The 22,777-nt window shown below is 36.2% G+C and carries 16 protein-coding genes and 2 pseudogenes; 11 read left to right on the top strand and 7 right to left on the bottom strand.

Annotated elements, in window-relative coordinates; genetic code table 11:
• Window positions 1–236: 236 nt before the first annotated feature.
• Window positions 237–1,366, bottom strand: a pseudogene (locus U8D43_RS21050) (transposase).
• A gap of 574 nt (window positions 1,367–1,940) precedes the next feature.
• Here U8D43_RS21050 and U8D43_RS14150 point away from each other — a divergent pair.
• Window positions 1,941–2,576 carry an FMN-dependent NADH-azoreductase gene (locus U8D43_RS14150; RefSeq protein WP_335871833.1) on the top strand — a complete coding sequence of 212 codons (636 nt, stop codon included), beginning with the start codon at window positions 1,941–1,943 and terminating at the stop codon, window positions 2,574–2,576.
• A 165-nt stretch (window positions 2,577–2,741) separates the two neighbouring features.
• On the opposite strand, the gene U8D43_RS14145 is transcribed toward U8D43_RS14150, so the two are convergent.
• The 4 genes from U8D43_RS14145 to U8D43_RS14130 all read right to left on the bottom strand — a co-directional run bounded on the left by U8D43_RS14145 (window position 2,742) and on the right by U8D43_RS14130 (window position 9,448).
• On the bottom strand, window positions 2,742–4,898 hold the full coding sequence (locus U8D43_RS14145; protein ID WP_335871832.1) for a YhgE/Pip family protein: 2,157 nt from the start codon (window positions 4,896–4,898) through the stop codon (window positions 2,742–2,744).
• Window positions 4,899–5,753: 855 nt separating this feature from the next.
• Window positions 5,754–6,860 carry a Ger(x)C family spore germination protein gene (locus U8D43_RS14140; protein WP_335871831.1) on the bottom strand — a complete coding sequence of 369 codons (1,107 nt, stop codon included), beginning with the start codon at window positions 6,858–6,860 and terminating at the stop codon, window positions 5,754–5,756.
• The gene (locus tag U8D43_RS14135) at window positions 6,857–7,939 is read right to left on the bottom strand and encodes a GerAB/ArcD/ProY family transporter (RefSeq protein WP_335871830.1); all 1,083 of its coding nucleotides are present in this window, start codon (window positions 7,937–7,939) and stop codon (window positions 6,857–6,859) included. Before U8D43_RS14135 ends, U8D43_RS14140 begins: the two co-directional genes overlap by 4 nt.
• A gap of 9 nt (window positions 7,940–7,948) precedes the next feature.
• Window positions 7,949–9,448 (bottom strand): spore germination protein, encoded by a 1,500-nt coding sequence (locus U8D43_RS14130; RefSeq protein ID WP_335871829.1) that lies wholly within the window; start codon window positions 9,446–9,448, stop codon window positions 7,949–7,951.
• A 121-nt stretch (window positions 9,449–9,569) separates the two neighbouring features.
• On the opposite strand from U8D43_RS14130, the gene U8D43_RS14125 reads away from it, so the two are divergent.
• From U8D43_RS14125 to U8D43_RS14100, 6 genes are all read left to right on the top strand, one after another.
• Complete coding sequence (locus U8D43_RS14125; protein ID WP_335871828.1) at window positions 9,570–10,394, top strand: DUF2935 domain-containing protein; 825 nt, start codon at window positions 9,570–9,572, stop codon at window positions 10,392–10,394.
• 413 nt (window positions 10,395–10,807) lie between these two features.
• Window positions 10,808–11,674, top strand: coding sequence for an ABC transporter ATP-binding protein (locus U8D43_RS14120; RefSeq protein WP_335871827.1), 867 nt, complete (start codon window positions 10,808–10,810; stop codon window positions 11,672–11,674).
• A gap of 14 nt (window positions 11,675–11,688) precedes the next feature.
• Window positions 11,689–12,483 (top strand): DUF2705 family protein, encoded by a 795-nt coding sequence (locus tag U8D43_RS14115; RefSeq protein ID WP_335871826.1) that lies wholly within the window; start codon window positions 11,689–11,691, stop codon window positions 12,481–12,483.
• A gap of 200 nt (window positions 12,484–12,683) precedes the next feature.
• Window positions 12,684–13,319, top strand: coding sequence for a TetR/AcrR family transcriptional regulator (locus U8D43_RS14110; RefSeq protein WP_335871825.1), 636 nt, complete (start codon window positions 12,684–12,686; stop codon window positions 13,317–13,319).
• 98 nt (window positions 13,320–13,417) lie between these two features.
• Window positions 13,418–14,692 (top strand): methyltransferase domain-containing protein, encoded by a 1,275-nt coding sequence (locus U8D43_RS14105; RefSeq protein ID WP_335871824.1) that lies wholly within the window; start codon window positions 13,418–13,420, stop codon window positions 14,690–14,692.
• A complete protein-coding gene (locus tag U8D43_RS14100; protein ID WP_335871823.1) occupies window positions 14,689–17,292 on the top strand; it encodes a metallophosphoesterase in 2,604 nt (867 codons plus the stop codon). The genes U8D43_RS14105 and U8D43_RS14100 overlap by 4 nt, the downstream gene beginning before the upstream one ends.
• A 31-nt stretch (window positions 17,293–17,323) precedes the next feature.
• Here the strand turns inward: U8D43_RS14100 and U8D43_RS14095 are convergent, their stop codons facing one another.
• Window positions 17,324–17,623, bottom strand: coding sequence for a helix-turn-helix domain-containing protein (locus U8D43_RS14095; protein WP_335871822.1), 300 nt, complete (start codon window positions 17,621–17,623; stop codon window positions 17,324–17,326).
• 197 nt (window positions 17,624–17,820) lie between these two features.
• Between U8D43_RS14095 and U8D43_RS14090 the strand changes: the two genes are divergently transcribed.
• On the top strand, window positions 17,821–18,342 hold the full coding sequence (locus U8D43_RS14090; RefSeq protein ID WP_335871821.1) for a dihydrofolate reductase family protein: 522 nt from the start codon (window positions 17,821–17,823) through the stop codon (window positions 18,340–18,342).
• Window positions 18,343–19,116: 774 nt separating this feature from the next.
• Here U8D43_RS14090 and U8D43_RS14085 read toward each other — a convergent pair.
• Window positions 19,117–19,257 carry a hypothetical protein gene (locus U8D43_RS14085; protein ID WP_335871820.1) on the bottom strand — a complete coding sequence of 47 codons (141 nt, stop codon included), beginning with the start codon at window positions 19,255–19,257 and terminating at the stop codon, window positions 19,117–19,119.
• A gap of 950 nt (window positions 19,258–20,207) precedes the next feature.
• Between U8D43_RS14085 and U8D43_RS14080 the strand changes: the two genes are divergently transcribed.
• The 3 genes and pseudogenes from U8D43_RS14080 to U8D43_RS14070 all read left to right on the top strand — a co-directional run bounded on the left by U8D43_RS14080 (window position 20,208) and on the right by U8D43_RS14070 (window position 21,913).
• Complete coding sequence (locus U8D43_RS14080; RefSeq protein WP_335871819.1) at window positions 20,208–20,537, top strand: hypothetical protein; 330 nt, start codon at window positions 20,208–20,210, stop codon at window positions 20,535–20,537.
• Between the two features lie 348 nt (window positions 20,538–20,885).
• Window positions 20,886–21,092, top strand: coding sequence for a hypothetical protein (locus U8D43_RS14075; RefSeq protein ID WP_335871818.1), 207 nt, complete (start codon window positions 20,886–20,888; stop codon window positions 21,090–21,092).
• 603 nt (window positions 21,093–21,695) lie between these two features.
• Window positions 21,696–21,913 (top strand): annotated as a pseudogene (locus U8D43_RS14070) (hypothetical protein).
• The last annotated feature ends 864 nt before the right edge of the window (window positions 21,914–22,777 follow it).

The following is a 22,777-nucleotide window of genomic DNA, read 5'->3' as shown; positions in this document are numbered from 1 at the left end:
GAAAGCCAAAGAGGTTTGGTCACTCGGGTTTTCAAAGAAGGGAAAAGACTGTCCTATCTGTGGGGTTAAGCAATATATTTCCTCTGAAACTCAACGAACATTTACTTTAGGTTATCTAAGTCTTATATTTATTGTAATTTTCCCATTTATTATTAAGTTGAGTGATAAAGACAAACCTTTATGGTAGGTTCTCAATAACACAAAAAATAATAGTAATAGCTATCTTTTTTGTGTTATTACACAACCCCTCTAAATAAATTTACAGTTGCATAATTAGACTTTTGACACGCTGAAACAAGCATTAGCTCTACTCGTCTATCTAGTGCTAGATCCTTTCTTAATTCGAGCCAACTGAACTAGTAAAGGTATTAATGTCCACATAATGAGTTCCTTCCTACCCCTCGAAAACATTCCAACCATCCTTTAAGTGATTCTGGAAGGTATTAACGTGTTGAATAAGATAGATAACCTTCTTCTCACGTTGTTTAAAACGTTCATTCACTGTTTCGTGTAGTAGTCTTTTCAGTTTGGCGATTTTTTTTTAGTTAGTTGCTGTATCTGTGCATAACAAAGCAGACCGGTAAATATATTCGCCTATCACAGTATCAATTTCTTCGGCATTGACAGACCCTGTTCCAGCCTTGAGAGCAATCATATTACCGTCACACAACAGCGATTTTGAGGTTTGAAATACCTCTTTTCTTGTCCTTCTCACCACGCTTCTTAGCTTTTCTATAAGTGATTTCACGTCTTCCTTTAAGGCTGTTTTTGCAAAGATTGTGGCTTTTCGAATTAGTCCCTATTTCGTGATGTAGAGTGATTTCGGGCATCTTTTCGCCTTATTTTTAACTCAAAATGAGGAAAGAAAAGTGCGTTTACATCTGTTTTTATATGCCAGAGCCACAAAGTATGCGAAAGGGCCTCCTTTTAAGACTCATGAAAGAAGGTTTCGTCATTATCAACGATACCCTGTAGTTGATTAAAAACGATACTGCCGAATGCGTTCAAGATTTTATGATGACAAAAAAAGGCAGTAGAAATTTGTATGTGGAATTTTTCAGCGTATCGTGAGCCTGAAAATGATGTATTGGTCATATCGTTGAATGTTTTATTGCAAGCCTTACATAGATAGCATAGACGAGTACGATATTTCCCATTACATTTTAAAGATGTACCTCGGCAATGAAACACAAGCCATACCCGAAGAAAATTGTGCTTCACGAATGGTTTTGAATAGTTTTGTGATTTTATCTGGCTCTTCAGTAAATAAATCATATTTCATTGGGTCGAATAGTACCATTGTCTTTGTTTTAGTTAATTCGCTGAACTCCTCATATACATACTTGAATGCCTCCTTAAACCGCATTATATCAACCTTTATTAGCAAGCTACAATTTATATGAAAAGAGCTAAAAGGGAAAGGGAAAAATCACTACAAAAAAAAATGAGGGACTGGTTAAAGAAAAGATAATCATGATTTCACCTGATGATGCTGAAGTACTCAGCACTCCAGCAATTGTGGACTCTTTTGAGAAGGCTGTATTCGCATAGTTTGATACTTTTCGTATCAGTAAATCATCTGTGAATTAGCGTTGTTTCGGTCATCACTTCGTCAATTTTTGATGAAAATCAACAGAGGAATGGAGGATTTAGTCAAAAATCAGCTGAAATTACCATAATGGATACGAAATGAGCCGTTGAGAATAAAGAGGGCTTTTCATTTTCACAGAAAAAATGAAAGGAATTAGCCCAAACGGAAGCGATATATCTTTGATCAAGAACGTGGAAATCAACCCTTTGAGCAAATATCTTGTTTTTGTACAATTGTCCTAGTATTATTAAGTATGAATTTGAGATATTCAGATTCATACTAATGAATAATCTTTACTATACGGCATAAACTAAGCCGTAAAATTTTTTAATTAGAAAGGAAATGAATTATGACAAAAATTTTGTATATTACTGCACACCCACATGATCACACACAATCTTACAGCATGGCAGTAGGAAAAGCTTTTATTGATCAATACAAAGAATCAAATGCAAGTGATGAAGTTGTTCATATTGATCTATATCAAGAAGATATTCCGGATATTGATGGAGATGTATTTAGTGGTTGGGGGAAACTTCAATCGGGTAGTGGATTTGAGGAATTATCAGCTGAAGAGAAAGCGAAAATCGGTCGTTTAACAGGCCTTGTGGACCAATTCATCGCTGCAGACAAATATGTGTTTGTTTCTCCAATGTGGAATTTCTCGTTTCCTCCCGTTTTAAAAGCGTACATCGACTCTGTATCGGTTGCAGGAAAATCATTCAAGTATACTGAACAAGGTCCAGTAGGTTTACTAACCGATAAGAAAGCCCTACATATTCAATCAAGTGGCGGCGTTTACACAGAAGGACCAGCTGCAGAAATGGAAATGGGTCATCGTCACTTAAAGACTGTCATGAAATTCTTCGGTATTCCGTCCTTTGAAGGAATCTTTGTAGAAGGGCACGCGTTTATGCCTGAGAAAGCGGAAGAAATTAAAGCAAATGCGATTGCTCGTGCGAAGGATGCTGCTCAATCGTTCTAACTTGTGGTTAGTTCTAAGTGGCTGCCCTCAGTATTTAACATACGAGGGCAGCCACTTTTTCTATGTTAATCGAGCTTTTTAGCAGTTATTTGACCTTCATAGCAAATGTGGTTTTTTTGGATAGATAATCAATATTTTTAAGCTTACTCAATCACGGATTAAAATCTAGTGAAACAAGCCAGACTCCTTCGATTTTCTCATAAATTCTTTCGTTTTCTCACTAAGTGGCTCCTTTAAAAAAGCACCGAGCATCATTGCCGTCGCACCAAACAGGCCAAGAAACAGGATGTCTCGAGTCACTCTCTCCCAGACGATTCCTCCAACCGCTTCTCTCATGAGATCAATCGCATATGAAAACGGTAGGAAGGGATGTATCGCTTGAAAGAAATTAGGCAATAGTTCTACCGGATACGTTCCTCCACCTCCAGCAATTTGAAGCACAAGGAGGACGATGGCCATCGACTTCCCTATATTTCCAAACACAGAGACCAAGGTGTAAACCACAAGCATAAAAATGATGCTGATGATTAGACCAAATAAAACAAACCAGAATGGTTCAGCAATGTCTACTCCGAGGACAAAGATGTCACCCAATGTAACGATCAATGCTTGAACGCACCCAATACTAAGAAACGTTAGGAGTTTACCGAAATAAATGTGTCTTTCGCTTAATTCATGTTGACCATTCACTTCAGTTGCCAATAAAGAAATAAGTAGAAGTGCCCCGACCCATATAGCCAACACCGTGTAAAATGGTGTCATGGCAGCCCCGTAATTTTCGATTGGGTATATGCTGTTCTTATTTAAGACAACAGGTTCTTCGAAAAAGCTTTTCTCCGATTGTGGATCATTTTGCAATAGTTTAATAATTTCATTAATGTCGGTTTTCCCTTGTATGTCTCGAATGCGATTCGCCAATTCATTGATTTTATTTTCAAAATATGGAAATTCTCCTAGAACATATTGGAGAGTTTCTGTCCCTTTATTTAAGTTACCTTCTGCACTAGCAAGAATACGTTCTACTTCAGGGATCGTGGTCTGAATATCTTTGAGGATTTCTCTAGCCTCAGATAATGTTTGTTTTGCGTTAGCTACTTCTTCTAACACAGTGGGTTCGATGTTCTGTTTGTACTCTTTCAAAAATACATCGATTTCAGCTTCGATATTCTCTGACCGGTCCTTGACTCCGTTGATTACGTTGTTGAATTCCTGTTGTTTTGAAGTTAGGAAATCAATAATTTTTCCACCGTCTTGTTGTATATTTTCTAATTCCTTCTTAATTATCTCGATTTGTTGGAGCGCTTGTTGGAGCTGTTGCTGATTTTGGTTTTCTTCTTCGTTCTGTAATGTTTTTAAGGAAGATTCGATGGATTCAAGTGTTTCTATTGACGTCGCTAGCTGTTTCGTATTCTCTTGGTGAATCTCCTCAGCCACACTAAGGTCGATAGATGAAGGCTGCATTTGCTGTAGAAATCGATTGACCTTTGAAGCCAGATTCTGCACTTGTTCCAAATCTTTTTGAACTTGGGGGGCGAGACTATTAAGACGGTCCTCCGCTTTTTTTAGAAATTCAGTGGTTTGCTCAATCGTCTCTAGTCCGTTATTGGTCACTCTTTCCACATCGGGCAACCCAGTTTGCGCTTTATTAATAAACCCTTTCGCATTTTGAGCATCGGATAATGATTGCTTTAAGGTGTCACCTATATCAGGTAACTTTTCTTCGATTTCAAAAATATATTCTTCAAACCGCTTGATATCTGGAAGATCCTTCTCAATTTGAATGCCTAGATCATTAAACATCGCAAAAATCGTACCATTCACAGTTGAAATAAAGGAACCTGTGATTTCGCCTACAATACCACCTGCACCTGACTCGGTAATTTTAGGTGCAATCGCATTAATCTTTTCATTTACGTAATATTCTAAGGTCGCCTTTTCTGGCTGATTCTCGATGACAGTGGCTAATTTTTTTGAGAAGTCATTCGGAATAATGATGACGGCAAAGTAATCCCCATATTCGACCCGCTCCCTGGCTATCTTTCGGTTTGAAAACTGCCAGTTCATATCCTCATTATTCTTCAATTCCTTCACAAGATCCTCGCCAACATTAATTTGTTGATCACGAATTTCAGCTCCCATATCCTCATTTACGATCCCAACGGGGAGCTGATTGGTGTTGCTATATGGATCCCAAGAGGCTTCGATATTTAACCATGCGTATAAAGAGGGTAATATCATCAATCCTCCAATTACTATCGCTGCAACCCGATTCCTAGTTACATTTTTAATGTCTCTTGTGAAAATAATCCAGATATTTCTCACTTGGTTTCCACCTTTGTTCCCGACGTTTATTTAGAGATTAGTATGTCCATCTTCTTAGGCTTCACTATATATTTCAATTACTATTTGGGCTAAAATGAATGCACACTACGAGGCGGTACCTTCTTTAAAAGGAGCCTTTCTTATTAAACTTGGCTTCATTTTTTTGTGAATAATGGATGTGATGACCTTTCTATAAGGCTGCTTTCGCAAAGTTTGTGGCTTTTCGAATCAGTTTCTCATCTATGAAATAGCCACAATGTATACGAAAAAAGCCATCTATAAATCCATGATTGCTTCAAGGAACCGCGACACTTCTTCAGATAGTAATCTTAAGGTCAAGAAGACTACAGTTTCAATATTAGAGGAGAATGAACTTTGACAAAATTCTAGATGGAATTTTACTCCGGAGTTGAGCAAATTAATTTGCAACTGATTTTTTGCATTAGGAAGTTTTGTGCAATGAATGTTCCTCTTCCATAGAGTATATATTCCATAAAATGTATAGATTTTCGGGCTTCTATTCGCAGATTCTTATACGAAATCCATACCGAATGGATTAATTAACGAGAAATCGATTAAAATACAACGAAGCTTACCAAAGGCTGTTTTCGCACCAATCTATCTCACTTTCCGCACATCGTTATTCTATTGAAAAATAATATATACTACATAGTCATCCATTCACGAAATAAAGTGAATAGTAAAACATAATGACTTGAAATAGCCTTATGTTTTCATGAAAAAATGGATTCTTTTTGTCAATCGTGATTCAAAATTTATAAAAGAATGTTGAATAGGTGCACGTGCGGAAAGTGAGATCTATAAACGGTGATATCTCTTTGTTTCGAGCGTTTCTTATTTCGCCTGCCCCACATCTATTAATTTCATATCAAGGGACACATTAATGTCAAGAGTTGGGTAAACTTCTTCCCAATTCATCTTTTTCCATTCGTTATAGGGGAGTTTATTACGTACATAGCGACCAATACCTATCGGGTCAATGTTTATTTCCTTAGTTAACTCAATGAATTCAGTTGATTGTTCATCTAGATGAACCTTAATTTTTTCTTCAAGTTGTTTTTGGACTTTTTCATTATCTAGGTACTTCTCACCAGTATATTCAAGAACCCTTCCTTCAAGCTCTATGACTATTTCCACAGAAATGGGTTGGTTCTCATTCATTTTCACGTTTAGAGAATAGTCCTTTTTATGATAATTAAACATTAATTGTTCTGGAAACAAATTTTCATTTTTAGCATCTGATACGTCAATGCTCAACGTTCCTTTATGTATATCATCTCTTAGGTAAAATAATGTGGCGGATTGCTTCGTCGAGATATGATGAACAAATTTATCTTTATTGAAGAGGGCATACCCGTCCAGGCTAATTTTTTTATTTTTTATAATAAAATAAGGCATAATGGGGTCGATTCCATCGTCGAAATAATCTCTGATCACCTGATAAGAGTTATAATTGGCACTTTCATTTTCAATATCTAATTTTTCTGAGAAGGTTCGTAAATATCTGGCAGTGTCTGGTCCTTCTTGGTGCTTGTATTCCAATATATCTTTCGCATTTCCTTTCGTAACGACAAAGTAAACACGCGGTCCTAAGCTCGGGTCACGCATAAAGGTATCTATAATAGTCTTTAGTCCAACTTCAGCTAGCTTTTCTCCAAACAAGGCTATGTTGATTTGTCCACTAACCATTTTGAGGTTGGATTCATGGCTAAATTGTATTCTTGAGTCTTTACTGGAATTTGCATTTACAGAGAGTATCTCATTTCCAATAACGCCCTCTTGGGTAATGATTGGGTATTGGGCAGTGACGGTCAGAGGCTTTTCTTCATCCTCAGATAAGTCGTACGCAACCGCATCTAACATAGCCAAGTCATCAATGACTTGGCTACCGCAACCTGTTATTAGAAATAGAATTGAAAGAAAGTAGATTAACCTTTTCATGATTCCACCTGTCTTTTTTTAAGATTATCCACTCCTATAGCTAATAAGAGGAGGAAAGGGAGAATTATTGCAATGCCAAAGTCAATGTAGGTTAGCCATTTTAACCATTCATCAACATCACGTAAAATGGAAGGGAAAGTTGAAACGATAAAACCGAGAAGTAATAGACAGACAATAATGAAATTGGGCTTTAAGCGTGGAACGGATTGTTCAATTAATTCTTTAGCAGCCCATATATACATGACGATGGTAATCAGGACTTTTAATGCGAATAGAACAAAAATCATGTTTTCCATCCGTTCAATGAAAGGAAATTTGACATATTCTAATAAGGTAATGACCGGGTACAAATCCATTAATATATTTTTGTGACTAAAGAAGCCGAAACAAATAAAGCTTACACCTAAATAAATCATGCTTGTAATAAAATTACCGATAAAGATAGACTTTACAAATCTTTTTTTCTGGACATAAGGAAATAGAAACAGGCTAAGTTCAAAACCTAGAAAAGCAGAATATACATTCATCCCCCCGGATACTAGATCGATTTCACCTTTAAAGAGAAAAGGAGTCATCCTTACGAAGCTAAAATCAGCGAGATGAAGGGCTAATAAAAAGATTGTCCACACCGTCATGAAAAAAAGAACAACGGTTACTTTCCCAATTTGATAAATCGATGACGTTAAAAGCATATAGCTTAAAATGAAAAACATTAATATTAGCACGAATGATGGTGTTTCTTGAAAAAACATCATTTTTAGTAATAGGATGTATTTTTTCAATACAAGAGTTGCCAGTAAGGTGAAATTTACAGCGATCAGGAGGTAGAAAGGGAATAAGACCCATGAAGGCAGTACGTTCCTGAAGAGAATAAAGATCGATTTTCCTTTTCCCCATCTGTAGACAAGTCCTATTAATAAAATATTTAAGTTCACAATTAGCATAATTGGAAGGAGTCCAACCCAGCCGTTGGTTCCAAATGCTTCAGCTGTCAATCTAGGAATACTAAATAATGTAACACCAGATTGAATCATATAGATAAGAATAGCAACTTGAATGGGATGTATTTTTTCCTTCACTGATTTCACCTATTTTTTCATCTTATTAATGATTTTGTTCGTTGTTTTAACTTGAGCGGGTCGTTCTTTAATAAATTTATATGGTGCACGAATAAGTGTATCTCTCCAATCTCCAAAGTAAGTTGGAGAAATGGGGATGAGGTAAGGTGTATTTAATGATGTCATTTTTGATAAGTGGATGATCAGAACCCCTAATCCGAATATCAATCCCATATTTCCCCAAAAGCCCGCGAGTAAGATAAAAGAAAATCGAACAATTCGGATGGACGCACTCATGGTATAGCTAGGAATGACAAATGAGGATATGGCAGATGCTGCAACAACTATGATTAAGATATTACTGGTAATCCCAGCTTCAACAACTGCTTGACCAATTACAATCCCACCCACTATCCCAATGGTTTGCCCAATTTTTGTTGGTAAACGGGCCCCGGCTTCACGAAGCAATTCGATAACCAACTCTAAAAAAATAGCTTCAATTAAGGGAGGGAACGGTACTTTACTTCTTGACTCGATTAAGCTTGGCAATAATTGTTCTGGAATCATTTCATAATGAAACGTAGTGACAGATACGTAAATCGCCGTAAAGAACACGGTCACAGCCAAGGCAAATAACCTAAGCAATCGAATAAAGGAGCCGACGATCCAACGTTCACTATAATCATCTACTGATTGTAAAAAGTCAAAGAAGCTTACTGGCGCACAAAATGCATGAGGGCTTCCTTCGACCAATCCAATTATTTTTCCTGCAACTAATTTTGAGGATACAACGTCAGGTCTTTCTGTTGTGAAAAATTGAGGAAAGGGAGAAAAGGGATGATCATCTATAAACTGAACCAGCATATTGGAATCTATGACACCTGTGTATTCAATGTTTTCGATTCGGTTCTTTAGATAATGTAGATCTTCCTCTGATACAATGTCCTCAATGTACATTAAGGTAACATCTGTTTTGCTAATCTCTCCAACCTTCAAGCTAACCGTTTTTAGATGAGAGCTTTTCACTCTTTTTCGAATCAGTGAAATATTGATATCTAAAGATTCAATGAACGCTTCATGTGGACCTAGGATAACAGATTCCGTTTCCGATTCTTCGATGCTTCTCTTCTCAATCCCTTTAATGTTTAAACTGTAAATTTCGTGTAGGTAGGATATTGCTACACTTCCACTTAGAACATCGACAACCACTTCTTTATTTGTCTCTCTTTTTATAAACTGTGAGGATTCAAGATGTTGTTGAAGAGCTTCCTTATTCCCTTTATTCAACCAATCCACTAGTTCTTCTTTTAGTGCTACACTGTCAACTAAATGATCAATATAGATGATTTCGGCATTTACTTGCTTGAAAATCCGGTGCTTAAAGTCCATGCAATCAATAAATTGATGAACAATATGGTTGAAATCCAATGGATTTTCTTCTTTTCTCGGTTCAGTTGAGCGTAGCTGTTCATTCTCCGCCTCTTGGCTGTTCTTTAGAATCGTATTTTTGAATTTTTGTAATAAGCCCATTGTAAGACCTCTTTTAAAGAGTTTAAAAATATTCTTTACTATAAAGGTTTTTTTATTCTTGGTATGAAGCTGCATTTAAAGTAATAAAGTTAAAAAAGAGCGAAGAAGGAGGGCGAATACAGTGGCATATGTACCGATTACGGCTTGGGAGGAACACCAGTTTTGGTTGGCGATATTAAAAGATCATGCCTACTTTATCAGGGATTATTTGTCTCCTGAAGAAGTGAAGTGGGTGAATCAGGCTCAACAGTATATTAATTGGTTTGATCAAGTAGAGGGAGAGTTAAAGGGAGTTGCTAGAGATGCCGAACTCGACTCACCAGCAATGGTAGAATTGTCAAAACGGGCCAATCAGGTTTCGTATAATTATTATTTGTTTGAAGGGAATTTATTAAATCTTCGGTTATACAATAAGGTGAATTTGAATTTATCTCCTTCTTACTTAAATGGAACATTAGCAGAGAATAATGAATATTTACGGATATTGACTAGCTATGTGCAGGGAAAAGCTTATTCTCCATTATCTCTTGTAGATTTATTAAGTTTGTGGCTAGAAGATCAGCTAGGGCATGCGGCTTTGCTAATCCGACTGCTTGACGGGGTAGAATTTGATTTAATCGAAAGAGCGATTGCGTTAAAAGGACAGTTTTCCCAATTTATCGTGAAGAATAGTTCAATCGAAGGATATTTACATTTTACTCAACCTGGATTCCCTATTCAAATGAGATTTGCTTATGAGGTATCTGTGGCGGTAGTTCAATTTAATCAACTGGTGGCCGAAGTGTTACATCTCTATAATGATGATGAACTGATTAATCAGTCGTCCTTAAGATTCCTGGAGCATCATTTTCCAGAGGCCTGTTACTTTATGAGGAAACTTTCTTTCTATGCTCCAACCATTCAATATCCTCCGTGTTCATTAATAAAACCAACCGTCAGAGAGTGAACTTCGGGAACCAGAGGGACAGTCCCTCTGGTTTCCTTGTTGAAAGAGTTCATTGACCAACACGGAGGAAGTTTGAATTCATGATTAAGGAATAAGTTCGGAGGAAAAAATCAATATGTCTTGAAGAATAACAATCTAGGCAATACATTTACAGCTTAAATATAATTAAAAACCCACTCGCTAGTGTATTTTTTCTCTTCGAATGGGTTTTTTTAGTGGAATAGAAATGATGTTCACTTTTGACAAACGACTTCTTTTTGTTGGATGCCAAGGCGTTGTAAGAAGGGGAGATGGAAGCATTTTTTTCAGTACATAATAATTTTCTAGCACACTATTGACTAGCGAGTCAATGAGGGCGTATACTGGTGTTGACTCACCAGTCAATGAATGTGATTGAAGGAGGTAGTACGCGTATGAAAGCGATTGAGGTCCAATCATTAACGAAGTACTATAAAAAAAGTAAGGGAATCGAGGATGTTTCGTTTCATGTGGACAAAGGTGAAATATTTGGATTTATCGGCCCCAACGGAGCAGGGAAAAGCACGACGATTCGAACATTGCTTAATTTCATTCATCCGACAAGTGGCAGTGGCAAAATTTTCGATCTAGACATTGTCACTGATACAAGAGCAATAAAAAAGTTAGTTGGCTATCTCCCCTCAGAGGTTCATTACTATGATGATATGAAGGCAATGGACTTACTGAAGTATTCAGCGAAATTTTATGAATATGAAAATGAAAAGCGCATTGATGAGCTAGCGAATATCCTTCAACTGGAACTGAATCGAAAAATTGAGGATTTATCATTTGGAAATCGTAAAAAAGTTGGCATTATTCAAGCGCTTTTGCATGAACCGAAGCTGCTCATATTAGACGAGCCGACTGGTGGACTAGATCCCTTAATTCAAAAGCTGTTTTTCGAACTACTACAAGCTGAACGAGAGAAAGGAACTTCGATTTTCTTCTCGTCTCACATTCTGAGTGAAGTCCAAAAGGTATGTGACCGGGTCGGGATTATTAAGGAAGGGAAGCTTGTAAAGGTTGAGAATATCGAAACACTAATGAAATCCAGTTTGAAAAATATTACCGTGCATGTGGAAGGAAATCCTGAATTTCCTCTAGAAGGCGTCATTCAAAAAGAACAAATGAAAGATGAGATCATTTTAACCTATAACGGTGACTTAACTGTTTTATTCAACTATTTGAGCTCGATTGAAGTCAAGGACATCCTCATCGAAGAACCCAGTCTAGAAGAAGTGTTCATCCACTATTACGAGTGAAGGGAGGAAATTTCATGATCTTTAAACGAGAAATGCTAAAAAATTCAAAAGCCTTAATCATATGGAGTGTCATTTTAAGTGGAATCATTCTGATGATACTGAGCATCTATCCTCAATTTTCACAAAACCAAGAATCCATGACTGAGTTGTTAAGTGCCTACCCTGAATCATTTCAAAAAGCACTTGGAATGGATCGACTAAATATGGGATCCCTTATTGGCTATTACGGATTACAAATTCATTTGTATACTACACTTCTTGGTAGTATTTATGTAGTTATGTTAGCTTCTTCGATGATTGCGAAGGAGGAAAATGAAAAAACGATTGAATTTTTATTATCAAAGCCTGTGATGAGGTCGAGAATATTAACAGAGAAGCTATTGGTTATCCTGGCTAACATCTTGATTTTTAATACTATTTCTACGATAACGAGCTTGATTGGGTTTGGATTTTCGGATGACAAGGTGCCATATAAGAGTTTCTTTTTACTAGTAATTGGCACGATCCTGCTGCATGTATCATTTGCTAGTGTTGGATTCCTCTTATCGGTATTAATGAAGAAAACGCGAACCATCACTTCCATCTCGCTCGGATTAGTGTTTATGTCCTACTTTTTCAGTATTATGACGGGTATTTCAGAAGACCTAGAACCATTGAAGTTTGCAAGTTTGTTTAAATACGTAGATGCTGGGGAAATTATTACACAAAATGCGATTAACCCATTGTTCGTAGTTATCATGATCCTCTTAAGTGTCATCAGTCTTTGTTTAGCTTACTTTATTTATCAACGGAAGGATATTGCTGTTTAATAGAAGGCTCATTTCGTATACATTGTGGCTATTTCACCTGATTTTTGATTAAATCTCCCATTTCACGTTGATTTCCATCAAATATATACGAAATGATGCCCGAAACAAAGCTATATCACAGTTTATAGACTGGTTCGAAAAGCAACAATCTTTGCGAAAACAGCCTAAAAGAATGAAATAATTTTACTGAGGTGTACACATTGTATTCTGCTTTTGAAAAACTAGCTCAAGATAAGAAGGAACATATTCTTTCTGTTTGTATTGAAGAATTCGCTAAAAATGGTTTCGAAAAAACATCGACAGACAGAATTACAAATCGTGCTGGAATCTCCAAAGGAATCCTCTTTCATTATTTTAAAAATAAAAAGAATCTCTATTTGTATGTAGTAAATTACCTGCGAACATTCATTGGCGATCAGATCATGGAAGCTGTTAAACAAGTTCAATCAGAGGATTTTTTTGAGCGAATGAAGGAAGTCGTGTTGATCAAACAACGGGTTAGTTTACAATATGAACAGGAGATGAAATTAGCTTCAATCGCCCTTTTGCAGCCACCTGCTGGAATGGAAGAAGATATGAAAAAATTGCTTCAACAAAATGTAGACGATTATAGTGAAGATTTTTTAAGTAAAATGCTCGATAAATCTCTTCTTAGGGAATTCGTTGACCCAGATAAAGTTATTCAATTATCGACTCTGGCTCTTCAGCAAGTGTCGACTAAATACACTGCATTATTCAAAACAAATGAAGCCAGCTTTGAGAATCTTCAAAAATTAATGATCGCTGAAATAGATGATTATATTGATCTGATTAAATTTGGCGTGTATAAAAAGTAACCATAGGTGTAACCATAGGGACAGTCCCCTTGGTAGCGAACCAGAGGGACTGTCCCTATGGTTGCCCTAGGTGCAATTTCCGATAGGGGTGATAACCATTGGCAATATTACAAGTGAAGTCTACGAATCCGCATTTTTCGTATCTTATCAAAAAGAATCCAGACAGTGGAATGATTATAAAACCAATCCGTAAAGGGTTGGCTCATGGTTGGTATTCAGATGAACAGACCTACAATATTTATTTCAAGGATGCCGATAATGAGATTTCGTATCAAGAGAATATAGAAGAAACATTTGAATATTTAAATGTTTCTCGCTATAATACGGCACTGTTTCCAATGAATGCACTGAGTGAATTTCTTTCATCTGCGCAGAAGGAACGGCAAGAGCAGGATGTAAATGGGTACACGCATGAGCTTTATATTCCGTTTATACATATCGAACATGCGCATTATATCGAATTATTTAGCAACTATTTTGCCGGATATGTATTTGATATTCATCATGAGGTTCATAAAAATTATGCTTTGAAAATAGTAACTGAAAAGGGTTTATATGATCTACTGAATGTTGCCAATTTGCTGTTGTTGTTTTTAGCTCTAACTGGCAAGGAGTATGTGGATGTATCTGGGAAGTTAATTGAAAAGTATCTATCACAGATGAAGGCACTAGATGCACCCTATTTTATTCGCTATCTTTTTGTTCAAAAGGCCTTATTCAGTAAGAAGCTATTTCAACAGTATCACGGCGAGCTGGAGCAATCGGATCGGTACGAGATTCAGTTTGCTTTCGGAAACACGGCCTATCAGCGCCGATCTTTTGTAGAAGGCTTATTGCCGTTTTCGAAATCCATCATTGATATTGGCTGTGGTGAAGGCTATTATGCCGTTCCATTTTCCCGAAAAATTGGAGACAACGACTATTATGCTATTGATATAGATAAAGAGGTATTGGGGACCCTGCAAGTCAAGCTTGATAAAAATGATTGCGAAAATGTTTACCCCTACGCTTCATTAGCATCGTTTCTCGAAGTGTATAACGGCGAAGTGGTGGATGTGATTGTGTCAGAAGTGATAGAGCATATGCCCAAAGAAAAAGCCGCATCATTAATCCAATCGATTCTGAAATCAATTCAGTTTGATTCATTAATAATTACGACTCCCAATCACGATTTCAACCAATTTTATGTGTTAGACGACTACCGTCACCATGATCATGATTGGGAAATGGGGTCGGAGGAATTTCAAGCGTGGATGAACACCATATTACAAAACTATGGCGTGGATCTGGAGTTTTTAGCGATTGGAGATAAAGTGAACGGAATTTCAACTACACAAGGAGTTTTAGTGAAAGCACGAGGTGAAAAAACATGAAGCTTACAACGAATATTCATACCATTTTTCTGTTAGTGGGTCCAACCGAATCAGGAAAAACGACGTTTGCCAAACAAATTCTTCTTCCACAGCTCCAAGACTTCGATGCAGAAACAGGGTATCGTTCCAATGTACAGTATATTTCTTCTGATGATATACGGCAAAACCTCTTAGGGTATGACTATCATAAACATGATTCTATTATGCTCGAAAGCAGTGGACAGGCATTTCACATCTTGTTTGAACAATTGAAAGCCGTCACTTCTTTTCCAATCAATGCAGATTTTGTAGTACTTGATACGATTGGTTTATCCGAGGATTTTCGTGAAAAAGTACTGCAGATTTCCAAGGAGCATCGTTATAACGTCGAAGCAATCGTCTTCGATTACAAGCAACGAGAGGACTATTATTCTTCTGATTGTTCTAAAAGAATCATTACCAATCATTTGACGCGGTTAAAACGAGAAGTATTAAAGCAACTGTCCCGGTCAACGTATAAACGAATTCATAAAGTTCGCGAAAAGGATTTTTATGATGTAGACCGCCAAAGTCCGAATCCGAATTATATCGTAGAGATTGCGGATCAGGCGATATACAAAGAACATTTCCTGCCAAAAAAGTATCAATATATTGTCATTGGGGATGTTCATGAGAAGGTAGATGAGCTGAAAGAATTGCTTCGAAAGCATGGTTTTTCAATCGAAGGAAATATAATGGAAGCTACTGAAATTACCAAAAATCAACGAGTCGTGCTCATTGGTGATTGGATTGACAAAGGCGCGAATACTAGTGGGATTATTGAATTCTTGTATACAAATCAAAAGTGGTTTTATTTTGTAAAAGGAAATCATGAAAATTTCGTGTCGAACTATTTGCTTGGAAACATTGACAAAAAACAAGTTGATTCAGACTTACTACGAAATTTTTTCGATTCGATTCCTGTGTTAATCGCAGATGCTGAGTTGAATGATAAATTTCAGGAACTTGTCTCTTTGTCAAAGGATTTTTACCGATTTGTCGGAGGAAATACGTCATCATTCTACCTTACGCATGCGCCGTGTTCAACGAAATACATCGGCAAGCTCGATGGAACATCTCGGAAAAAGCAGCGGAAATTTGCACTGGACCGCACGAAACCTGTTCAGGAGCAACTGCAGTTTGTTGAGAAAGAAGCCATTGGTAATCATCCTTACCATCTGTTCGGGCATGTGGCCTTGAAAGAGGTATGGAAGACGAAAAATAAAATGGCAATTGATACAGGGTGTGTACATGGCAATCAGCTTTCTTCGGTTACGCTGAATGCAGGCAGACCTTATTTTAAATCACAGAAGTCGTTGGGAAACGGAAGATTTACAGAAGAAGCGTTACCGAGTTTGATAAAACGTAAAAAAGCAGAAGTAAATATGGGCGAGTTGGATGAGAGTGATCGGAAGCGCTTAGCCTATACACTGCAGCATAAAGTGAATTTTATTTCTGGAACAATGGCTCCAGCAGATAAAGATGTGGAGCATAATGAATTAGAATCCTTGCGTCAAGGGCTAAGGTATTTTAAAAAACAAGGTGTACACAAGGTCGTTCTGCAACCAAAATATATGGGGTCTCGTTGCAATCTGTATTTATCTCAGGAGCTTGCAGGGTGTTACGCCATTAGCCGAAATGGGTATAAAATCAAAGACCTTGAACTTACATCAGTTTTTGAAGAGTTATTGAAAAAGTTTTCTCCATTTATGAAAGAAAATAAAATAAAACGATTGATTCTGGACGGCGAGTTGTTACCTTGGAGTGCGCTCGGATCTGGGTTAATTCAGCGCCAGTTTAGAAGCATTGATGTCGCTTTAGAGAAGGAACTTGCGTATTTACAGAAGCATGGATTCTCTCAACAGTTACAGTACTTGAAAGATCGCTATGAAGCGACAACGTATAAAAAAGATCAACAGCAAATGAGCAAGAAACAGCTGATCGAAAAATACGGAAATGCGACGTATCAAGTATTTAAACAAGTTACTGTCGCGGGGAAGAAGGTTGTGCCTCTTGAAGAGCATTTGCGTGCACATGAGGTATTTCATGAACAAATTGAACGGTATGGACAAGAGGAAGCACTGAAATATAAGCCGTTTACGTTACTGAAAATCATTTACGAAAATGGCGAAGAAGAAATTCCGTCTCAGTCGACTTCTGAACTTTTTTCGTTCGTCTCAACGGATGAATATGTCGTGATTGATTTTTCTGAATCAGACTATATAGAAAGAGCGGAGGACTATTTTCAGCAAGTAACCACAGAGAAGCGGATGGAGGGAGTCGTCCTAAAACCCGAAGTTCTAAAATCCGGCGTTGCTCCGTACATGAAAGTTCGGAATGAAGAATATTTAAGTATTGTGTACGGCTATGATTATCGATTTCCAGCCAAGTACGCCAAGCTGATCAAGCAAAAAAACACAAAAACCAAGCTAAGAGCGTCGATCAAAGAATATGAGTTAGGTCAAGAAATGCTGTCGTATTCTTCGAAGGACATGAAGCAAAAAGCAGAAGCCTACCAACAAATTGTTAGCAATATATTGTTTGAAGTGAAGCAGGAGAAAGGGATTGATCCGAGGTTATAATACGTGGTTATCTTTTGACCCGTGTAACCAATTATTTGCAACAAATTTGATCTGAATTCACTAAGTTACACACTATCATTAGCAAAACGAGAGGGGATAAGTTCGGTATTGCTCCGGGCTCATACCCTTTCGTTTTATAAGTACGAACATAATTGTATTCAGTCTGGAGCGTACACCCTGAAAACTCCGCGATTTCGACATAACTGCGCCCCTTCAAGTGCATTAATATGTCTTGATAGCGTTTGAACATTCGTAGATCTCTCAAACCATGCATCTCAGCTTTTATTTCTTGAATCTTTTCGTTTCTGTTTTTTATTTGGTTGTATTTCACCTTCACTCCTCCTCCCAGTAAGTATTGTTTGTTACCTACAGAGATTGAACAAATGTTCTTAAAAACCTTTAATTCTATATATACAGGAGCATTTTTAGAAATTTAGAAAAAACGCTTGATCATAAAGTTACTGTGTGGTTTAAGATAATTATATAGTTAAGAATCATTATAAATTAATTTTGAATGGAGGAAACATGATGAGAAAAATAATTCTTAATTTAGCGATGAGCTTAGATGGCTATATCGTGGATGAAAAAGGTGGTTATGAATGGATCGAAGGAGATGGAGATAAATCACTAAATACCGCAGAAACACATAATTTTCCAAAATTTATTGAAAGTATTGATATTGTAGTCATGGGCAGCAAATCTTATGAAGATATCGGAATTGAAGATTATCCAGATAAAAAAATTATCGTGGCAACATCTAGGGAAATGGAGAACTATGACAATGTTGAATTTGTTAACAATGACATTGTCGGCTATGTACAAGCATTGCAAAAAGAAGATGGAAAAGATATCTGGCTATTTGGAGGCAGTGGGTTAACGGATAATTTTATGAAAGAAGATGTTGTGGATGAATTTCATGTAGGAATGGTACCTATTATCTTAGGTGGAGGTAGACCTCTATTCTTTAGTGATAGACCTACGGTAAAGCTACATCTTGATAAGTATACAATTGAAGAAGGCTTACCTCTTTTAGTGTACTCAAGAAGATAGTAGTAATAATAGTTTCAATTGAATAAGTTATGAAATCACGGAAATTAAGTATATCTTTCCGTGATTTTTTATTGCCATTCATCCAGTTTACATGATTTTTTGATATTTAGTTAAAATATTTGACCCTGAGGTTGCTGAATAGCTTTTGATGATTATATCATTGTATGAATCAACAGAGTTTGGCTTGAATTAGTTGCTTGATTTTATAATGGACAAACTTAACAGAAAAAAGATGATAAATTGTTTGAATATATCTTATTTTAATTCTTGGACAGTTTTTATCAAATAAGAATGTAAAAAACATTTATATACAAAGCTGTTTTCGCAAAGATTGTGGCTTTTCGTATCAGTTAATCATCTGTGATATAACTTTGTTTCGGGCATCATTTACGAAAAGCGGAAGTGGCTGCCCTGCGACGTCAGGCAAATGAAGAACTCGGAGGTGATGCCTGCATCGCTGGAGGGTTCTTCATTTGACCCCGAGCCACAAGCCACTGCAGCTAGATCCGTTTGTTTTTGATAGAAATCAACAATGAAATGGAGGATTTAGTCGAAAATCAGGTGACAAAGCCACAAGGTATACGAAAAGAGCCATATACAAAAAGACTAGTAATTATCTCGAAATAAAAATTATATAAGGGTATTACAAGAGAAGCTTCTCTGAAAAGACAAGTAATCTATTAAACTAAAATAAGCCGGTATCCCAAGTAGCAATTCCCGGTAATAAGAGTCAACCCTTTCTAGTTCCTTTTTCATTGGGGTCTCTTGGATGTGTTATCTGCTTTCACTTTCCGGACTTCGTTCGATTTGTTGAAAAGCGAATTCATACCGATGAACAATATTGAATTCTCCAGCTAGAGGATAGGTGTAGATCCGCTCATTAGGGTAAACAATGCGTTCTTGCTCTTGCTTCATTGTCTATGAGAATTTCCCGGTATTTAAATTCACGCATATTTGTTCTGACCGAAGTACTTTTTCATCAGAGAAGGGTGCAAGCTGAACTTTGCCAGCTTCATCTTGAAGAAGGTTGTTTATTTTTTTGATGGGATAAGGGAGTGTTCGTCGTTCAATTTCAAAAAAGCGCATCGTGCTGCCAGCCTAATTTCGAGTAATATCCAGCACCTGCTCTGATACATTGCTACCAAAGGTAATAATTTCAGAGCTCGGATATTCTTGAACCACTTCATAGTCAAACGAAAGATCAAACTCTGTTTTATCTTGAAAATAACTTTATATTCTTCAGGAATGAGCACTTGGCATCGGGCATTTTCAACCGGCTCCACAAAAACCCTTTAAAACATTTGTCACAATAATTTTTAGTTCAATTTACTATACCTCCTTCTGAAAAGAAAATGCACCAATCTCTACATCTAAAAAACAAAGAGCTATTTTTTACACAAAGCACAAATATTCATCCAAAATAGACGAAAAGAAGCCCCGAAGTAAAGCTATATCACTGATTATAGACTGGTTCGGATGCAACAAGTCTTGCGAAAAGAGCCTAATAAATATGTTTAGGATAGAATGAAGAATCGAAATATTTTGAAACCTCCTTACGTGCTATTTCGTATCAGTAGTATTAGTGTACTTTTATGCTGGGAGAAGGAATTAGCTATTAAGATCATGAGAGTTATGGAATTCCTATTTTATCCATACTATCTTGGTTAGCCAAAGGGTTCTGGTCAACATCAGCCGAAGATTAATTAGGGATAGAGAGAGATGTTAAGCACTAATCTAGTGTACTTTTTCTTCCTCTTATGGAGCTTTTCTCAAAAAGGGAGAGGACTATCTTATTAATGGATATTCCCTGTCCAACAGGAGAGAAGTAAAAAATTAAATATTCAAAAAAGTGAAGAGGTGATAATATGCCAGAATTAGAAAGAGTTATCTATAGTTTGGTAATTTCAGCTACAATTGTCCTGCTATTTAGTCTTATGATGTCAATAATCTTTAAAGGCAAGGAAAAGGTCGATAAAGGCTTTGTGATGAATTTCTTCAAATTAACTCACAGAAAAAAAATGATACGAACGATATATACCTTGCCAATTAATATTATTTGTCTTGCAATAATTTACAATCTTATAGATATAAGGTTATCGCTAATTATATCATTAATTGTATTTATTCAATTGGCTTGGTTTCTTCAACTAATTTATCACTATAAAATGTGGAAAAAAGAAGAAAAAGTAAATTAACATATATTATTGATTAAGAGAACTATTTTCATTAGTTTTTATGGAAATGAAATGGTAAACCTGTATTATTCACAGTTTTTCTGAACTATGCTACTAACGGATAGAAAAAAATCATTCTCACAAATAATTTAAGCACTAGATTAATGAAAAATGAACTCAATTTTTATTTGGTAATAGCGCGACGAAATAATTATTGAAAGGGTAAATAAAGTGGCCACAAAGCAATCAGTTTTTTCTCCTAGCCATAATAAATATGGAGCGGAGGAAAGGACTAATTCGTGAAAAATTATTTAGGTAGCATCTAGCTTGCTTAAAAATATTTCTCTCAAAACGAAAGGAGAAGTTAAAATGGATTTTCTTAATTGGTATGATTGGATTGCGCCGACTACCCCCTACGCCTCCATCTTTTTTGGCCTAATTTTTTCTGTTGTTGGAGCAACTGCGGTTTGGTTTAATACAAAGAAATGGAAAACAACTAGTATTGCTATGACTGCTGGATTAGCTGTCACTTTTATAGGTGTATTTTTACTAAATTTAATTGGTTTTTATGGGTGAAATTGGTTGTTTAGGTAAAATGTTACAAAAGAGAACCATGTTTTTTTGACTACTATAAACATATTCCGATTGAACATTATCCTAACTGAACAGATAATTGCAGTTTTTTCAATACGAAAGGGTCAGATTGAGAAGTAAAGAAAATCACTGATATACTAAAAAAGAAAATGGAAAAAACTAACGAGGCAGTTATTTCAACCATTACTATCGCATTTTTTTAAAATCACTAGGGGAAAGGGAATGATATTTTGGTTCATTGGAAAGGGTACGTCATTACATTTGTTGAAATAGTAATCTTTTTGTTTATTGGTTTTGTTCTTGCAGAAAAGGTATTTAGTAGGATATATGAAAGCTCTGGCATTTCTTATATAGGTAATTTGGGTGTTGTTGTTTTTGGTCTCACTTTTATATTGTTTTGTTTATATACCTTGTTTAGAGTTTATATATTGTCAAAAAAAAGTCTATTACTGAATGCACGAATTAGCTCTCTTACTTTTTGGATAGTGTTTTTTTGGTCGTGGTATTCTGTATTTTCTCCTTTTGTAAAAGGTGAAATTTAAATAACTGAGGCTAATTTTGAAGAGGGTATGACATTTTATTTCTCTGGCAGAGGAGAGTATTCAATTGATTAACATCTTGGAAAACATATACGGATTATCAATGGCAATACTTCTTTTATGTTCATTTTTTATGTTAGACAGATGAAAAAAACGAAGCGAGAAAGAAAACTATCAACATTTGAATTTTCCATGTATCTAACAACCAAAATTACAATTGCAGTTTGGATAAGTAGTTTTCTGCTTGTAAAATATGGAATATAAATTGGAGTGATTATTGGGCTAACGGGAGCTTTAATCGAGTCTCCTCTTACAATTTACCTCGATTTCAATTATTCATTAATCGGGGACGATTGTGCAATAAGGTTAGGACATTCCATGTAGTTTGGAGTGTCCTATTTTTCGATAATAGTCTATTAATCTAGGGATTCATCTGCCAATGGACAGAGTTTTGGATTAATTACTAATCACCAATCCACATTCACAGTTATTGCAATTATCAGCCCTATTATATACCATAAACAAAAAAGGTTCTGAAAATGATGAAGCAGAGCAATTAGTCATTGCAAAGATAATATGGAATTTTAAACGGGGAAATGTACATAAAACTGATTGAAAGAAAGAAGTCGATTTTTACAACTTCTTCGGCAACATAACCAAAGTCATCTCCGTAATTTTCTGATAATTTACAATCACATATATAAAGTGAATTATTTTGAATGGCTCTACTTGTCGTCATTATGGGAGTGTGACTTAACTGGTTTCAGTTTTTAAATCCTCGCTCGATGGAAAAAGGATTATACAAGTAAAAGGATGTTAATCAACATAAGTGTTTATGGAAATTTGGGAGAAAAGATGGAATTATCTTGAAGATAAGGTCTTCTAACTGATTCATATTAGATCAGACAATCAACATTTATTCAACACCCTTCTTGTACTGTGAAAAGGGGAAACGTTTGGTGGATAGTTGAAAAGTTCGTTAACGCCTCGGTGCATCATCACAACGATTCATCAGTAAAGAACATTTCTCTGTTCTTTTGGCAAGAAACCGGCAAAAGTTTACGGACTAGGTAGTGGTTGAACAATAGCGAATTGTAAGAACACGAGTAGATGAAGTTAATCGCTCTA

Source organism: Bacillus sp. 2205SS5-2 (assembly GCF_037024155.1).
GTDB lineage: Bacteria > Bacillota > Bacilli > Bacillales > Bacillaceae_K > Bacillus_CI.
Note: the sequence above shows the minus strand (reverse complement) of the source record. Positions and strands in the feature narration are given on the sequence as shown.

Coding starts and splice junctions, on each gene's coding strand:
- U8D43_RS14150 (WP_335871833.1), top strand. CDS start 1,941: ATGACAAAAATTTTGTATATTACTGCACACCCACATGATCACACACAA.
- U8D43_RS14085 (WP_335871820.1), bottom strand. CDS start 19,257: ATGAAGCAAGAGCAAGAACGCATTGTTTACCCTAATGAGCGGATCTAC.
- U8D43_RS14100 (WP_335871823.1), top strand. CDS start 14,689: ATGAAGCTTACAACGAATATTCATACCATTTTTCTGTTAGTGGGTCCA.
- U8D43_RS14120 (WP_335871827.1), top strand. CDS start 10,808: ATGAAAGCGATTGAGGTCCAATCATTAACGAAGTACTATAAAAAAAGT.
- U8D43_RS14090 (WP_335871821.1), top strand. CDS start 17,821: ATGAGAAAAATAATTCTTAATTTAGCGATGAGCTTAGATGGCTATATC.
- U8D43_RS14130 (WP_335871829.1), bottom strand. CDS start 9,448: ATGGGCTTATTACAAAAATTCAAAAATACGATTCTAAAGAACAGCCAA.
- U8D43_RS14115 (WP_335871826.1), top strand. CDS start 11,689: ATGATCTTTAAACGAGAAATGCTAAAAAATTCAAAAGCCTTAATCATA.
- U8D43_RS14080 (WP_335871819.1), top strand. CDS start 20,208: ATGCCAGAATTAGAAAGAGTTATCTATAGTTTGGTAATTTCAGCTACA.
- U8D43_RS14075 (WP_335871818.1), top strand. CDS start 20,886: ATGGATTTTCTTAATTGGTATGATTGGATTGCGCCGACTACCCCCTAC.
- U8D43_RS14140 (WP_335871831.1), bottom strand. CDS start 6,860: ATGAAAAGGTTAATCTACTTTCTTTCAATTCTATTTCTAATAACAGGT.